At 73.8% G+C, this 12381-nt stretch carries 10 protein-coding genes; 5 read left to right on the top strand and 5 right to left on the bottom strand.

Annotation, left to right across the window (positions count from 1 at the left end; genetic code table 11):
* The first annotated feature begins 229 nt into the window (after nucleotides 1-229).
* Both GTW43_RS15330 and GTW43_RS15325 read left to right on the top strand, forming a co-directional pair.
* Nucleotides 230-1591: a dipeptidase gene (locus tag GTW43_RS15330; protein WP_161302493.1), complete on the top strand. Its 1362-nt coding sequence runs from the start codon at nucleotides 230-232 to the stop codon at nucleotides 1589-1591.
* A 79-nt stretch (nucleotides 1592-1670) separates the two neighbouring features.
* Nucleotides 1671-2411: an MBL fold metallo-hydrolase gene (locus GTW43_RS15325; protein ID WP_161302491.1), complete on the top strand. Its 741-nt coding sequence runs from the start codon at nucleotides 1671-1673 to the stop codon at nucleotides 2409-2411.
* A 14-nt stretch (nucleotides 2412-2425) separates the two neighbouring features.
* Here GTW43_RS15325 and GTW43_RS15320 read toward each other — a convergent pair whose 3' ends face one another.
* Nucleotides 2426-3421 (bottom strand): NUDIX domain-containing protein, encoded by a 996-nt coding sequence (locus tag GTW43_RS15320; RefSeq protein ID WP_161302489.1) that lies wholly within the window; start codon nucleotides 3419-3421, stop codon nucleotides 2426-2428.
* 97 nt (nucleotides 3422-3518) lie between these two features.
* Nucleotides 3519-4403, bottom strand: a complete 885-nt coding sequence (locus tag GTW43_RS15315; protein ID WP_343246014.1) for an aminoglycoside phosphotransferase family protein — start codon at nucleotides 4401-4403, stop codon at nucleotides 3519-3521.
* Between the two features lie 233 nt (nucleotides 4404-4636).
* Here GTW43_RS15315 and GTW43_RS15310 point away from each other — a divergent pair, with 233 nt between their 5' ends.
* Both GTW43_RS15310 and GTW43_RS15305 read left to right on the top strand, forming a co-directional pair.
* Nucleotides 4637-5032, top strand: coding sequence for an anti-sigma factor antagonist (locus GTW43_RS15310; protein ID WP_161302487.1), 396 nt, complete (start codon nucleotides 4637-4639; stop codon nucleotides 5030-5032).
* Between the two features lie 257 nt (nucleotides 5033-5289).
* Entirely contained in the window at nucleotides 5290-7332 is a 2043-nt protein-coding gene (locus GTW43_RS15305; RefSeq protein ID WP_202501466.1) for an NPCBM/NEW2 domain-containing protein, read from the top strand.
* A 75-nt stretch (nucleotides 7333-7407) separates the two neighbouring features.
* Here GTW43_RS15305 and GTW43_RS15300 read toward each other — a convergent pair whose 3' ends face one another.
* Together GTW43_RS15300 and GTW43_RS15295 are read right to left on the bottom strand one after the other, a co-directional pair.
* The gene (locus GTW43_RS15300) at nucleotides 7408-8274 is read right to left on the bottom strand and encodes a class I SAM-dependent methyltransferase (protein ID WP_161302485.1); all 867 of its coding nucleotides are present in this window, start codon (nucleotides 8272-8274) and stop codon (nucleotides 7408-7410) included.
* Between the two features lie 221 nt (nucleotides 8275-8495).
* Nucleotides 8496-9458: an ROK family protein gene (locus tag GTW43_RS15295; RefSeq protein WP_161302483.1), complete on the bottom strand. Its 963-nt coding sequence runs from the start codon at nucleotides 9456-9458 to the stop codon at nucleotides 8496-8498.
* A gap of 235 nt (nucleotides 9459-9693) precedes the next feature.
* Here GTW43_RS15295 and GTW43_RS15290 point away from each other — a divergent pair, with 235 nt between their 5' ends.
* Complete coding sequence (locus GTW43_RS15290; protein ID WP_161302481.1) at nucleotides 9694-10731, top strand: LacI family DNA-binding transcriptional regulator; 1038 nt, start codon at nucleotides 9694-9696, stop codon at nucleotides 10729-10731.
* Between the two features lie 94 nt (nucleotides 10732-10825).
* Here the strand turns inward: GTW43_RS15290 and GTW43_RS15285 are convergent, their stop codons facing one another.
* Nucleotides 10826-12127, bottom strand: coding sequence for an aldolase/citrate lyase family protein (locus tag GTW43_RS15285; RefSeq protein ID WP_161302479.1), 1302 nt, complete (start codon nucleotides 12125-12127; stop codon nucleotides 10826-10828).
* Nucleotides 12128-12381: the final 254 nt, after the last annotated feature.

Here is a 12381-nt window from a genome sequence, read left to right as displayed (position 1 = left end):
CCCGCACCCACCACGACGACGTCCCACACGCTCATGTCGTGCTCGTCGCCCATCTCGTTGCCGTCCGCCGGGTTGTCGCTGCTCACGATGGTCTACTGCTCCCGAATCGCCACTGTGGGACTGCCTGCCGCTCTGCCACCCCGCATCCTACGGCGGCGGCTTCCGAGCCCCCCTGTGGGAGGATCATCGGCACACCTTGCACAACGTCGCACCCACGAGGAGCGTGCCCATGTCGCCGCATCCGATCGCCGAGACCGTCGCCTCTCTGCTTCCCCGCGCCCAGGCGGAGCTGGCCGAGCTGGTGGCCTTCAAGTCGGTGGCGGACTTCGACCAGTACCCGAAGAGCGAGAGCGAGGGTGCCGCGAACTGGGTCGCCGACGCCCTGCGCGCCGAGGGTTTCGAGGACGTCGCGCTCCTCGACACCCCCGACGGCACGCAGTCGGTCTACGGTCACCTGCCCGGCCCGGCCGGTGCGCCCACCGTGCTCCTGTACGCGCACTACGACGTGCAGCCGCCGCTGGACGAGGACGCCTGGGCCACGCCGCCGTTCGAGCTGACCGAGCGCGAGGACGGCCGCTGGTACGGACGCGGTTCGGCCGACTGCAAGGGCGGCGTCCTGCTGCACCTGCTGGCCCTGCGCGCGCTCAAGGCGAACGGCGGCGTCCCCGTGAGCGTCAAGGTGATCGCCGAGGGCTCGGAGGAGATGGGCACGGGCGGCCTCGAGCGCTACGCGGAGCAGCACCCGCAGCTGCTCGCCGCCGACACCATCGTGATCGGCGACGCGGGCAACTTCCGGGTCGGCCTGCCGACCGCGACGGCCACGCTGCGCGGCATGACGCTGGTGCGCGTGCAGGTCGACACCCTCGAAGGCAATCTGCACTCCGGCCAGTTCGGCGGGGCCGCGCCGGACGCGCTCGCCGCCCTGATCCGCGTCCTGGACTCGCTGCGCGACAAGGACGGCTCGACCGTGGTCGACGGGCTGCCCGGCGGCGCCGGCTGGGACGGCCTGCAGTACGACGAGGGCACCTTCCGCAAGGACGCCAAGGTGCTCGACGGGGTCGGCCTGATCGGCTCGGGCACGGTCGCCGACCGCATCTGGGCGCGCCCCGCCGTGACCGTGCTCGGCATCGACTGCCCGCCGGTCGTCGGCGCGACGCCGTCCGTGCAGGCCGGGGCCCGCGCCCTGGTCAGCCTGCGGGTGCCGCCGGGCCAGGACGCCGCCGAGGCGACCGCGCTCCTGATGGCCCACATCGAGGCGCACACCCCGTGGGGCGCGCGTGTCCAGGTCGAACAGGTCGGCCAGGGCCAGCCGTTCCGCGCCGACACGCGCAGCCCGGCGTACGCGGCGATGGCCGAGGCCATGGCGCAGGCGTACGACGGGCAGGAGATGCAGTTCGCCGGCCAGGGCGGCTCGATCCCGCTGTGCAACACGCTGGCGTCGCTGTACCCGGAGGCGGAGATCCTCCTGATCGGCCTGAGCGAGCCCGAGGCGCAGATCCACGCCGTCAACGAGAGCGTGTCGCCGGACGAGCTGAAGCGGCTGTCGGTCGCGGAGGCGCTGTTCCTGCAGAAGTACGCGGCGGCCCGCTGACGCCCGCCCGTGGGGCGGGTGGCTCTGCTCAGAGCCGAGCCACCCGCCCCACGGGATGCGTCGGTTCTAGGGTCGCGGCATGAAGCCCTATCCCCTGACCGAGGTCCGTGACCTGACGCCCCGGCTGCGCCTGCTCCGCTTCGCGGTCGGCCAGGCGTACCTGTGGCGCGACGGCTCCGAACTGACCCTGATCGACGCGGGCGCTCCCGGTGCGGGAGAGCCGATCGCCGAGGCCGTGCGGGACTGGGGCCACGCCCCGCAGGACGTGCGCCGGATCGTCCTCACCCATTTCCACGAGGACCACGCGGGCGGCACCGGTGCGTTCGCCAGGATCAGCGGCGCCGAGGTGTACGCGCACGGGCTCGACGCCCCCTACGTGCGCGGCGAACGCCCCGGACCCGCACCGGTCTACGAGGACTGGGAGCGCCCCCTCCACGCCGCGGCGCTGGCCGCCCTGCCCGATCCGCCCGACGACCCCGAACTCCCGGCCGCCGTACGGGAACTGGCCGACGGGGACGTGCTCGACCTGGGCGGCGGCGCGCACGTGGTTCCGGCCCCCGGGCACACCGAGGGGTCGATCGCGCTCCACCTGCCGCAGCACGGCGTCCTGTTCACGGGCGACGCGATCGCCGCGTCGCCCGAGGACGGGCGGGTGGTCCCGGGCGTCTTCAACCTGGACCGGGACCGTACCCTGACCGCGTTCCGGCGACTGGCCGCGCTGGACACCGAGGTGGCGTGCTTCGGGCACGGGGACCCGGTGCCGGCCGGGGCCGGCGCCGTCCTGCGCGCGGCGGCGGCCGGGTACCCGTCGCCCTCCTGAGGGCCGCGCCGCGCTCAGCCCATCGGTACCCCGGCCTCCAGATAGTGCGCGGCCCCGCGCTCGCGGGCCCGCAGCGCCCAGCGCAGCCGCTCGAACCGGACGGGTGGCAGCATGCCCGCCGCCTCGCCCTCGGTCACGAACCGCCAGTCCCTGAGCTCGGGTCCCGGCAGGACGACGCGGGGCGCGCCGGGCCCCGGCAGCCGTCCCCCGTCGAAGAGCAGCCGCAGCCCGCCGTACCCCGGCGGCACCGGCGGTTCCCAGTCGACGACGAGCAGACTGGGGACGTCCGCGAGCTCTATCCCCGTCTCCTCGGCGACCTCCCGCATGCCGGCCCGGGCGGGCGCCTCGCCGGGTTCGACGACGCCGCCGGGGAACTCCCAGCCCGGTTTGTACGTGGGGTCGACGAGCAGCACCCGGTCCTCGGCGTCGAAGAGGAGCACCCCGGCGGCGACGGTCTCGGCGGTGGGTTCGGGGGTCTGCACGATGTCGCAGGGCGCGGCCGTACCCGTGCGGACGGCGGCCGCGATCCGGACGGCGGTCTCGCGCGGGGTCAGGCCGCCGTTGTCGACGGGGTACGCGTCCGCGGCGAGCCAGCCGGCGAACGCCGCCCGGTACGGGCCGATGTCCGCGGGGAGCTCGCCGCCCGGGTCACGTCCGCGCAGGATCGTTTCCCCTGGAACGAGAAGCACATGGCACACAGGAATCCGGCGGGCCGCGAGCCCCCCGAAGATCTCGTCGCGGTACTCCTGGCGCAGCAGCGCCATCGGCACCACGAGCACCCCGCCCAGTTCGGCATGGAGCGCCGCGGCCGTGTCGACCACGAGACGGCGCCAGATGGGCAGGTCCTGCCGGTCGCTCACTTCCGCGAGCCGCTTGGGCGGCAGCAGCCGCTCCAGTTCGGCGTCGATCACCTCGGGGTCGAAGAACGTGCTGTTCGGGATCAGATCGATCAACTCACGGGCGGCGGTGGTCTTCCCCGCACGAGACGCGCCGTTGACCCAGACGATCACGGTTCCCCCTCTTCGTAGGCCCCCAGAGGCTTGCCCGCAACACCCTGCCACGGAAACCAGGCACTGATGAGGGGCCGGGCGCCGGGGCTGCGCGCGGTCAGCCGGCCAGCGCCGCGCGGATCTGCCGCGTGGTCTGCGCGGCGATCGCCGGGCTGGTCCCGGCGTAGGCCGTGTAGGCGCTCAGGCCCGTGGTCAGGGCCCAGCCGCGGCCGCGCAGCCACGTCGCGTCGTCCACGTCGAGCGCGGCGCGGAAGACGGCACGGGCCGGAGCGGACAGCAGGGTGAAGGCCATCATGAGGTCGACGGCCGGGTCGCCGTGGCCGAGGCCGCCGAAGTCGATGACCGCACTGACCCGGCCGTCACGGGTGAGCAGGTTGCCGGTGTGGAAGTCACCGTGGAACCAGACCGGGTCCGCGCTGCGGGGTGGTGCGGCGAGCGCGGCGTCCCACAGGGCCGTGAGGGCGGGCGCGTCGAAAGCGGCGGCGACACGGCCGATCGCTCCCCGGGTCCAGGCGTCCCGGTCGGCGAGCCGCCCGCCGGTCAGTCCCGTCCGGTCGTCGGGCGGCGGAACGGACTGCAACGCCCGGAGAAATCCGGCCAGTTCACGCGCGGCGTGGTGCGAGTCGCCGACCTCCCCGACGGTCGCGGCGCGCCCGTCCAGCCAGCGTGTCACGGCCCACGGGTAGGGGTAGCCGAGCGCGGGCCGGCCGACGGCGACCGGGACGGGCACCGCGAGCGGCAGGAGCGGGGCGAGCCGGGGCAGCCAGGCCGCCTCCTTGTCGGCCTGACCGCGCACATCGGCGCGGCGCGGCAGGCGGACCGCGAGACCGGGGCCGAGCCGGTGGATGACGTGGTCCGAACCGCCCGGCTCGACCGGTGTCAGGGGCAGCCGCGCCCAGTGCGGGAACTGACGGTCGACCAGACGCCGCACGAGCGCGGTGTCGATCACGGGAGGCCCGTCGACCTCGTCTGCAGTCGTCACCTGGGCACTCTGCCACCGCCCGTCAATCCCGCACCACTGGATTCACTCCATCAAGTGTGCAGTCCGTGCGGGAATTCGAGACCCGGGGGCGCACCCGGGGCCCGGCCGCTACCGTGGCCGCGCGGACACCCCAGCCCCCGGTGTCCGCCCGATCGAACGCACACCGAGATTCCGTGACCACACCCCCGGCTCCCCTCCCGGAGCCGGACCGGTGCCCGAACCCGGGGGGACCCATGCGACAGGGCCACCGCACAGACCACCTCACCCGCCCGCGCAGCGCGTACGAGACGGACCGGCCGCCCGTCGTGCGCGAGAGCGGCGACAGTGTCGTCGTGGAGTTCGCCGGCGAGATCGACATCCTCACACTGCACCGCATGACGCCACTCCTGGACACCGTCGCGGCGGGCCCGTACCGGGTGGTGGCGCTCGACCTGACCGGCGTGACCTTCCTCGACTGCTCCGGGCTCACCCTGCTGGTGCGTACCGCCCGCCGGGCCGGCGCCCGCGGCGCCCGCACCACGGTGGTCTGCCGCCACCCGCTGACCCTGCGCATCATCGCCCTGGCCGGCCTGGACGAGACGCTGGCCCCGGTGGACTCGGTGCGCGAGGCGCTGGGCCGGACCGACTGACCCGCCGGACCGACTGACCCGCCGGACCGACCGGCTCGGCGGCTCGGCGGCTCGGCGGAACCCAACAGAACCGGACACAGAAGGCGGCGCCGGTCACCGACTCGCGTGACTCGCCCGCCTTCTGACGGATTCTCACCCCGCGCGAACCCCACTGCGCCCCACCCCTTCCAACAGACTCCAACAAGCCCTACCGTCAACGCGCACGACTGACACGTACATGCCGTGATCCACTCTCGGGAATCCGGAGGAACGTGACGATGCGTCGTCTTCCCCTGCGCCAGGCCGCCGCGGTCCGGCGAAGAATCGTCGGAGCGCTGGCCGCAGGAGTGCTCTGCACCGGCGGCCTCGCGGCACTGCCCGCGAGCGCCGCCGCGGCCGAACCGCCCGCCGGACCGGCCCCCGCCGCCGCGGACGATGGGCTCGCACTCACCCCGCCGATGGGCTTCAACAACTGGAACTCCACGCACTGCCGCGCCGACTTCGACGCGAAGATGGTCGAAGGCATCGCCGACATCTTCGTCGACAAGGGCCTCAAGGACGCCGGCTACGAGTACGTGAACCTCGACGACTGCTGGGCCCTCCCGGAGCGCGACGCGGACGGCAAGCTGGTGCCCGATCCGGCCCGCTTCCCGGACGGGATCGAGGCCGTCGCGGACTACGTGCACGCCAAGGGCCTCAAGCTCGGCATCTACACCAGCGCCGGCACCAAGACGTGCAGCGACATCGGCTTCCCCGGGGCGCTCGGTCACGAGTACAGCGATGCGCAGCAGTTCGCCGACTGGGGCGTCGACTACCTCAAGTACGACAACTGCAACAACCAGGGCGTGGACGCCAAGCAGCGCTACACGACGATGCGGGACGCGTTGCGCGCCACCGGCCGCCCCATCGTCTACAGCATCTGCGAATGGGGCTCGAACAAGCCCTGGGAGTGGGCCGGCGACCTGGGCCAGCTGTGGCGCACGACCGGGGACATCAGCGACAGCTGGGGTTCGATGCTGTCCCTCATGAAGCAGAACCTGCCGCTCGCGCCGTACGCCGGACCCGGCCGCTGGAACGACCCGGACATGCTGGAGGTCGGCAACGGCGGCATGACGCCGACCGAGTACCGCACCCACTTCTCGATGTGGTCGGTCATGGCCGCGCCGCTGCTCATCGGCACCGACCTGCGGACCGCGTCCGACGAGACCTACGAGATCCTCTCCAACCACGACGTCATCGCCGTCGACCAGGACCCGCTCGGCAAGCAGGGGTCCGTGGTGTCCTCGGAGGGCGGGCGCTGGGTCGTCTCGAAGGAGATGAAGGACGGCAGCCGCGCCGTCGCCCTGTTCAACGAGACGGGCTCCGCGCAGCGCATCGCGACGACCGCGCGGGACGTGGGCCTGCCCGAGGCCGACGCCTACACGGCACGGGACCTGTGGCAGCACAAGAACTACAACTCGGCGGGCACCCTCGCGGCGACGGTCCCGGCGCACGGCACGGTGCTGCTGCGCGTGGCGGCCGACCCGAAGTGGGGGTCGTACCCGCCGGCGGCCGAACTCGGTCTCGGCGAGGACCTGTTCAGCGAGCCGGGCGCCACGTCGAAGGTCTCCGCCAGGTTCACGAACCTGGGCCGCAACGCCGCACGGGACGTCAGCGTCTCCCTGAACGCTCCGTCCGGCTGGAAGGTGTCGGCGGCCGGCCCGACGCGCGCCCGGTCGGTGCCGGGCGGCAAGGCGTTCGCCACGCCCTGGAAGGTGACCGCGCCCGCGGACGCCGCGACCGGCACGTACGACCTCACGCTGCGCGCGGACTACCGGTCCGCGCGGGGCACCCGGGTCACGACCACGGTCCCGGTGACGGCCCACGTCGCGACGGCGCCACCGGCCGGCACCTCCGCCCTCGGCGACCTCCCGTGGCTGGGCTCGACCAACGGCTGGGGCCCGGTCGAGCGCAACACCAGCAACGGCGAGAGCGAGGCGGGCGACGGGAATCCGCTCACCGTCGGCGGCACGGTCTACGCGACGGGCCTCGGCGTGCACGCCGACAGCTCCGTCGACTTCTACACCGCGCGCTCCTGCGAGAAGGTCACCGCACAGGTCGGCGTCGACGACGAGAAGGGCACCGCGGGGACCGTGACCTTCGAGATCTGGGCCGACGGCAAGAAGGCGGCCTCGACCGGGGTGCTCACCAACGCCGACGCGGCACAGCCCCTGACGGCGGACGTGACCGGCGCGCAGAGCATCCGGCTCGTCGTCACCGACGGCGGCGACGGGGTCGACTCCGACCACGCCGACTGGGCGGACGCCCGACTGAGCTGCTGAACCGCCCGGTCCACCACGATCCGCGGGGAGCGCGCCCACCGGGCCCGCTCCCCGCGCCACGTCGCGGCCAGGCCGTCAACCGGCGCGCAGATAGCCCGAGTTGGCGGCCTGACCGAGGAAGGTGAACCGGGTGTCGCCGGCCATGTGCTGGTCGAACGCCTCCTTGATGCCCGGCCACTTGGCGTGCCCGAAGTCGTCCAGGACGACGACCCCGCCGGGCGCCACGATCTCCTCGGCCCAGGCCAGGTCGGCGGCGACGCCCTCCGCGGAGTGGTCGCCGTCGACGATGATCACGCCGTAGGCGCGGTCGGCCACGACGGCGCGCACCTCGGCGTCGCCCGAGAAGCCCTGCTGGATCCGGGCCCTCGTGCCCGCGGGACCCACCATCGCGAGATTGCTGCGCACCGCGGCCCCGCGCACCGGGGTGCCGGTCGGGTCGTCGCCCTCGGTGGTGCCGGGCTGCAGCTGGAGCCCGGCCAGCGGGTCGACGATCGTCAGCCGCGGGTCCCGGCCGGCCCGCTCCATCATCCGGATCAGGGCCGCGCCGAACATCCCGTACAGCGTGCCGATCTCGAGGATGTCGTCGTTCGGCGGATCGAGGAGCGGGACGGCGGAGAGCTTGCCGCAGATGTTCATGGTGCCGCCGGCGATGCGGCCCACACCGAGCGCCTCGACAGCCATCAGGAGCCGGAACGCCTGCGCCACATTGCGCTCCGCGCCCGGACGGTCCCCGGTGACGCGGCCGAGCTCGTCGACGAGCCGGTCGAGGTGGACCTGGGCGGGCAGTCGCGACGGGCCGCGCCCGGTGCCGTCGAGCAGCAGCTCCAGCGGACGCTGCCGGTTTCTCAGGGGTGCGACGCTGCGCTCGATGCGCTGGTCGATGAGGTCCGCCACGGGGCGCAGGGCCCGCCGTGCGGTCTTGCTGGTCAGTAGCGCTCGCATGGTTCGGTGACCCTCACGGGTAGACGACGTGACGGCGTACATGGGGGAAGGGGAGAAGCGCTGTGGGGGCGCCGTGTCCCGGACAGTAGGCGACCGGGAGTCCGCACTTCAAGCATCGTCTGAGAAGCCCGCGATGCCCGGAAATCACGGCGGACTTCCGGGCGAAGAGCAGGTGAACGAGGGGGGCGGCGCGCCGTCCGCGCCGCCCGTCCGACGGAGCGTCAGACCGCCTGCGGGTGCGCCCGGTTCGCGGCGGAGCCGCTGCGCAGCGCGGCGGCCGCGGCGCCCACGAGCCCCGCGTCCGTCCCGGTCGACGCGGGGGCCACCCGCAGGCGCTGCACGAAGGACAGCGTCGCGTAGTCGCGCAGCGCGCTGCGCAGCGGCGTGAAGAGGACGTCGCCCGCCTTGGCCACCCCGCCGCCGATCACGGCGATGTCGATCTCGACGAGGGTCGCCGTCGCCGCGATCCCCGCAGCCAGCGCCTGCGCGGCCCGCTCGAAGGAGGCGACGGCGGCCTTGTCACCGGCGCGCGCGGCACGGGCCACGGCCGCGGCCGACTCGTCGCCGTCGGGGCCCGGGCGCCAGCCGTCGGACAGGGCGCGGCGCGCGATGTTCGGACCGCTGGCGATGCGCTCGACGCAGCCGCGCGCGCCGCAGGGGCAGGGGTCGCCGTCCAGGTCGACGCTGATGTGGCCGATGTGGCCGGCGTTGCCCGTGGGGCCCGGGTGGAGCTGTCCGCCCAGGATCAGACCGCCGCCGACGCCGGTGGAGACCACCATGCACAGCGCGTTGTCGTGCCCGCGGGCCGCGCCCTGCCAGTGCTCGGCGGCCGTCATCGCGACCCCGTCGCCGATGAGCTCGACGGGCAGCCCGCCCGCCAGCTCCCGGACCCGAGCGACGAGAGGAAAGCCGCGCCACCCCGGCACGTTGACCGGGCTGACGGTGCCGGCCGAGCGGTCCACGGGGCCCGCGCTGCCGATCCCCACGGCGCGCACGCGCGCCCACAGCGGGGAGGCCACGAGCTCGGCGAGCACCGCCGCCACGGCTCCCATCACCGTCTCGCCGTCCTCCTGCGCGGGGGTCGGCCGCTGGGCCCGCAGCAGAAGGGCGCCGCCGTCGTCCACGAGGGCGCCGGCGATCTTGGTGCCGCCGATGTCCAGCGCGGCGACGAGGTCCATGTGCATCAGTGTCAGATCCCCTGAGAAGGCCGGGAAAGAGCAGGTCGAGAGGCAACTGTAAGGAAGCCCGGGAATGCGATGGCCAGTCTCCCCCGCATCTGACAACGTTGTCCAGGGCCTATGCTCGACGCCACACAGCCATACCGCATGATGAACCCCTGACGAACGGCCGTCGCACCCGCCCCCGGGAGGGCGTGGCGGCCGGTCGCAACGCCGCGACGACAGGACAGGACAGCGCACCGTGGACCGCACCGCCCGCCGCACCGAGAGCCGCTACGGCAACCGCCCGACGATGAAGGACGTCGCCGCGCGGGCCGGGGTCGGCCTCAAGACCGTGTCCCGCGTCGTCAACGGCGAGCCGGGCGTCACCCCGGACACCGAGCGCCGGGTGCAGGAGGCGATCGCGGCACTCGGCTTCCGGCGCAACGACAGCGCGCGGGTCCTGCGCAAGGGCCGCACGGCGAGCATAGGCCTGGTCCTCGAGGACCTCGCCGACCCCTTCTACGGGCCGCTCAGCCGCGCCGTCGAGGAGGTCGCCCGGGCGCACGGCGCGCTGCTCATCAACGGATCGAGCGCGGAGGACCCGGAGCGCGAGCAGGAGCTCGTGCTCGCCCTGTGCGCGCGGCGCGTGGACGGCCTCGTGGTGATCCCCGCCGGTGACGACCACCGCTACCTGGAGCCCGAGATCGCGGCCGGGGTCGCGACGGTGTTCGTGGACCGCCCGGCCGGGCGCATCGACGCGGACGTGGTCCTGTCGGACAGCTTCGGCGGGGCCAGGGACGGGGTCGCGCACCTGATCGCGGGCGGCCACCGGCGGATCGGCTTCATCGGTGACCAGCCGCGCATCCACACCGCCGCGGAGCGACTGCGCGGCTACCGGGCCGCGATGGAGGACGCCGGGATCCCGGTCGCGGACGGCTGGATGTCCCTCGGGGCCACCGACCCGGAGCGGGTCCGGCGGGCCGCCGAGGACATGCTCACCGGGCCCGACCCGGTCACCGCGGTCTTCGCGGGCAACAACCGCGTGGCGGTCACCGTCATCCGGGTGCTCGCCGAGCAGCCGCACCCCGTCGCCCTCGTGTGCTTCGACGACATCGAACTGGGCGACCTGCTGACCCCCGGTGTCACGGTCGTCGCCCAGGACGCCGCCCAGCTGGGCCGTACGGCCGCAGAGCGGCTGTTCCGGCAGCTCGACGGGGCCACGCTGCTCCCGGAGCGCATCGAGCTGCCGACGCGGCTCATCCAGCGCGGCTCGGGCGAGCTGCCGCCCTCCGGCTGAGCCCGCCCCCGGACACACCACTGCCCCTCCCCGGCCGACCCCGGGGAGGGGCAGTGTGATTCTGGGGCCGCCGCCCGGGCCGGGCGGCGTGCGGCTACTTGCCCTTGACCGTGAGGTCGCCGCGGCGCGGGCCCGCGTAGTGCTCGAGCCCGGCCAGCGTGAGGCCCGTCCGGCTGACGACCTCGCCGGAGTCGAGGGCGCCGCAGTCCAGACCGCGCAGCAGGTACCCGGCGAGGGCCTTGGCGGTGGCGGGCTCGTCGGCGATGTCCCCGGCGGCCTGCTTGGCGTAGGCGGACAGGCGCGCGGCGGCGGCCTCGAAGCCCTCGCGGTAGAAGGCGAAGACGGCCGCGTAGCGCGTCGGGATGTGGCCCGGGTGCATGTCCCAGCCCTGGTAGTAGGCGCGGGCGAGGGCGCGGCGGGTGAGGCCGAAGTGCAGCCGCATCGCGTCGTGGACCTTGGCGGTGGTGCCGACCGGCAGCACGTTGGTCGAGCCGTCCGAGACCCGTACGCCGGTGCCGGCCGCGGCGACCTGCATGACGGCCTTGGCGTAGTCGGCCGCCGGGTGGTCGCTGGCCTGGTAGGCGGCGGAGACGCCGAGGCAGGCGCTGTAGTCGAAGGTGCCGTAGTGCAGTCCGGTGGCCCGGCCCTCGGCGGCGTCGATCATCCGGGCGACGGCGGCCGTGCCGTCGGCGGCGAGGATGGACTGGCTGGTCTCGATCTGGATCTCGAAGCCGATCCGGCCCGCGTCGAGGCCGTGCTGCTTCTCGAAGGCCTCGACGAGCCGCACCATCGCGGTGACCTGCTCGGGGTAGGTGACCTTCGGCAGCGTCAGGACGAGGCCCTCGGGCAGACCGCCGTGCTCCATGAGGCCGGTGAGGAAGATGTCGAGGGTGCGGATACCGCGGTCGCGGACCGGGGCCTCCATGCACTTCATGCGGATGCCCATGTAGGGAGCGGCCGTCCCTCCCCCGGCGAACGCCTCGGAGATGATGCGGGCGGCGCGGGCGGCCGCCTCGTCCTCGTCGGCGTCGGACTTGGGGCGGTAGCCGTCCTCGAAGTCGACCCGGAGGTCCTCCACGGGCTCGCGCTCCAGCTTCGCGCGGACGCGGGTGTGGACGGGCTCGGCGAGCTCGTCGCTCAGGCCGAGCACCTTCGCGAACGAGGCGGCGTCGGGCGCGTGCTCGTCGAGCATGGCGAGCGCCTGGTCGCCCCAGGACCGGATGGTCCCGGCGTCGAAGGCGTCAGCGGGGACGTAGACCGTGTGGACCGGCTGACGGGTGCCGGGGTCTCCCGGGTAGCGGCGCTCGAGCTCGGCGTCGACCGGGGCGAGTGAGGCGCTGATGCCCTCGCTGACCGCACCCGCGAGGCTCGTCGACACCTTCTCCTGCTGACCCATTGCTGCACCCTCCATATGCTCGATGTTTCCACTTCACGGAACTGATAATCCGCATAGTGAAGTTAACGGTCGCGATGACGTCAGTCAATGGTCCCCTGCCGCCGCGTGCACGGCGCCGTCACGCGGACGGGGCCGCGCGGTGTCGAAACACCACGCGGCCCCGTCGGAGGTGGAGCGGGTCAGCCCTTGCGGGTCTTGACCTCGTCGGTGAGGGCGGGGACGACGTCGAAGAGGTCGCCGACGACGCCGTAGTC

The organism is Streptomyces sp. SID5785 (assembly GCF_009870065.1).
Taxonomy (GTDB): Bacteria; Actinomycetota; Actinomycetes; order Streptomycetales; family Streptomycetaceae; genus Streptomyces.
Note: the sequence above shows the minus strand (reverse complement) of the source record. Positions and strands in the feature narration are given on the sequence as shown.

Coding starts and splice junctions, on each gene's coding strand:
- GTW43_RS15330 (WP_161302493.1), top strand. CDS start 230: ATGTCGCCGCATCCGATCGCCGAGACCGTCGCCTCTCTGCTTCCCCGC.
- GTW43_RS15325 (WP_161302491.1), top strand. CDS start 1,671: ATGAAGCCCTATCCCCTGACCGAGGTCCGTGACCTGACGCCCCGGCTG.
- GTW43_RS15310 (WP_161302487.1), top strand. CDS start 4,637: ATGCGACAGGGCCACCGCACAGACCACCTCACCCGCCCGCGCAGCGCG.
- GTW43_RS15305 (WP_202501466.1), top strand. CDS start 5,290: ATGCGTCGTCTTCCCCTGCGCCAGGCCGCCGCGGTCCGGCGAAGAATC.
- GTW43_RS15300 (WP_161302485.1), bottom strand. CDS start 8,274: ATGCGAGCGCTACTGACCAGCAAGACCGCACGGCGGGCCCTGCGCCCC.
- GTW43_RS15295 (WP_161302483.1), bottom strand. CDS start 9,458: ATGCACATGGACCTCGTCGCCGCGCTGGACATCGGCGGCACCAAGATC.
- GTW43_RS15285 (WP_161302479.1), bottom strand. CDS start 12,127: ATGGGTCAGCAGGAGAAGGTGTCGACGAGCCTCGCGGGTGCGGTCAGC.